2 protein-coding genes are annotated in these 2,390 nt (G+C 43.3%); both read right to left on the reverse strand.

Translation table 11 applies throughout. The features are described from left to right. Positions 1-27: 27 nt before the first annotated feature. Positions 28-450 carry a hypothetical protein gene (locus F8S12_RS19420; RefSeq protein WP_196517733.1) on the reverse strand — a complete coding sequence of 141 codons (423 nt, stop codon included), beginning with the start codon at positions 448-450 and terminating at the stop codon, positions 28-30. A gap of 119 nt (positions 451-569) precedes the next feature. Then, on the reverse strand, positions 570-2,225 hold the full coding sequence (locus tag F8S12_RS19425; protein ID WP_196517734.1) for an IS1182 family transposase: 1,656 nt from the start codon (positions 2,223-2,225) through the stop codon (positions 570-572). Positions 2,226-2,390 lie beyond the last annotated feature (165 nt).

The following is a 2,390-nucleotide window of genomic DNA, read 5'->3' on the forward strand; positions in this document are numbered from 1 at the left end:
GATACCGTTGGCGAATTCCCCAAACAGCTAAACTGAACCGATTAGTTCAGCAATGAAACGATTGAGAACCTTCTGAGCAGTTTTATACCCAGTAGCTTGCTTACCTAACTTCAGTTGGGACAAAATGCGATCGCGTAAAATTTCAAGTTCTCTTATCGGTGGCAAACCGACAGGTTGTTTAGCGCTTGTGGTATTAGATATCTGATGTGACTCACTCTGCCGTGTAATACTTGGTTGAATGGGAGCTAAAAAATCTGAGTCTTCCCGTGTAATACAAGGGTTATCGTTATGCCTAACAATGTGTTCTAAATAATCAGCACGGGTTAAGCCTAAGCATTCCGAAGCAATACCAAGAGCCTTCCAAGTCTTATCTGTTAATCGCAAAGAACGTACTTCACGATAGTCATCATTCTTGAGCGCAAACTTTCCCTGAATATCTCGTTTCCACATAAACTTAACCGTGTATTACATCGGAAGCTTAACGGGAGATGAGGAGGTTTTACCATGTAATACACGGAATCAGACTTAAATCTTATTGATTTTTGAGTAACAGCCTAAACGGGTATTATCTAGCACACAATAGTGTCTGCCAATCTTGCAAAGTGTGAGGAACGAGTTTTAGCCCGTGGTATCTCCTCTAACCATGCAAAAACTCGACCTAGATTGATAGCGGCAGCAGTCAAAATATGCTGTAGATGAGTTTTAGCTAACCCAATATAACGGCAATCGCGCAATTCAAATCCTCGGATGCCCTGAGAGATAGTACCTTCAATGCCTGAACGCAGTTGATACTGTTTTTGGAACTGTTCAGTTTTTTGTCGCTCTCTGCCTTTTTGAAGGGCTTCGTAATCGGATTGCGCCTGTATAGTTAACCCGCGAGGGTTTGTTTTTGCATGAGTACATTGACTCCGAACTGGACAAGCCAAACAATCACGTTGCCGAAACTCAACGTAAATTACAGGTTTACCATAAACACTTTTATTCTTTTTCCAAAGGTAACTACGCTTACCTTGAGGACAATAGACCGCTTTCTGTTGCCAATCTATTTTAAAGTGAGATAAATCAAATCCCAGTCCGGCTTTTGCTTGCCATCCCACGTTCAGGGCTACTGGCCCCAACAGGTCAATGTTATAGTCTCGCTCTGAGGTAGAAAGTAATTGTGCTGATGTGTATGCTTGGTCAACCAAGTGCTGTTGAGGCAGGAGTTTTTTTTCTCCCAAAGCTTGGTGAATTGAGGGAACAACTGTTACGTCTTGAGTTGTGGCAGCAGTCGTTTCTACATGAGTGATAATATGAGGTGAGTCTTCATCACAACTTTCTGTCAGATGCACTTTGTACCCTGTCCAGTTAGTAGTGCGTTTGGTGCTGTTACGAGCTTCTAAGTCATAGGGAGAGCGAATTCGTACCGCTCCCGGTGGCCCATCTTTTTCGTTGCGTAACTGAATCTTGTCTGTTGGTGCATAGTATTGCTGTAACCAAACTTGACGCAAAACTTCTACGGCTGGCAGTTGTCGTAGATCAATGGGGGAAGTTTGGGAATAGATATTATCGAGTAAATGAAAACCATCCGCACCAATTATCTCGGCTAATGCTTCCCTCTCGGTAGGTGTTTTAGGGAGTCGAGAATCTTCAAGACGTTTGCTATAGCGGTCGTACCACTCGGCCGGAGCTAGTGACTTCAGCCAAACAGGTGCAACTTCAGCCACAGCATTTAAGGCATAGCGCAGCGTTTCCCCTAAATGTTCCAGTCTGCTTAAATCCCTGACTACAGCTAGTATATGGGTTGAGTCAGTGCGCTGTTTTCCTCTTGCTGACAGTAGTTTGAGTTCCTGAAATTTCGACAGCATCAAGTCTAGTATTTGCTGCTCGACACCACCTCTTATTAAGCGATCGCGGAATTCGCTTAGAATACTAAAGTCAAAACCTGGATCTGTTAACTCTAGGGACAAAGCATATTTCCAGTCAATTCGCCCTTGCACTGCAAGAGTTGCTTGTCTATCAGAGAGATTCTCTAAATACTGCATCACCAGTATCATCGCCAACCGCCAAGGTGCTTGCGCTGGCTGACCGCGTTGCGGATAAAGTGCAGCGAAGTCTTCATCTTGATAAAAGACCCCAAGTTCATCACGCAAGCGCATATATAAATTACCTTTTGGAAATGCGGCCTTGGCTACACGTACCGTTTCATCGGGAATAGGAGGAATTTCTTCAGGATGTAAGCACATATACTGCCTCCACAGGTATTTCTTCTAGTTTATTGATTATTGAGGCAGCTAACTTAATTTTTTTCTTTCCGTGTATTACATGGGAAGGTAGAATTACCCTTCCCATGTAATACACGGTAAAATCGGCGTTTTTATGTTAAGTAATGTTTCGCCAACAGTATCCGT

The organism is Nostoc sp. WHI, from assembly GCF_015714725.1.
GTDB lineage: Bacteria > Cyanobacteriota > Cyanobacteriia > Cyanobacteriales > Nostocaceae > Nostoc.